Annotated in this window: 1 pseudogene; it reads right to left on the bottom strand. The window is 59.4% G+C overall.

The features are described 5' to 3' along the window. Nucleotides 1-28: 28 nt before the first annotated feature. A pseudogene (locus X744_RS139565) lies at nucleotides 29-239 on the bottom strand (SIR2 family protein); the annotation flags it as partial.

The following is a 239-nucleotide window of genomic DNA, read 5'->3' as shown; positions in this document are numbered from 1 at the left end:
AAGGCATCCGCCATTGTTAATCCCGTCCTCAACCTGCAGCCGTGCCCGTTCCCAGAAGCCGAGCCGCCGCTTGACTAAGTGGCATGTCGATCACCGTGATTCCGCTTGCCGCAAGGAAACGCGCTTCGTTTCTGGTCAGGGTTTCCGCGTCCATTACAGTGCAGTAGGGACCGCGGGAGCGCTTCATGATCTGTCTGGCGTAGGTGCGCAGCATCTGATCGTTGAAGCGGCAGCCAACG

The organism is Mesorhizobium sp. LNHC252B00, assembly GCF_000502955.1.
In the GTDB taxonomy this organism is placed as follows: Bacteria; Pseudomonadota; Alphaproteobacteria; order Rhizobiales; family Rhizobiaceae; genus Mesorhizobium.
Note: the sequence above shows the minus strand (reverse complement) of the source record. Positions and strands in the feature narration are given on the sequence as shown.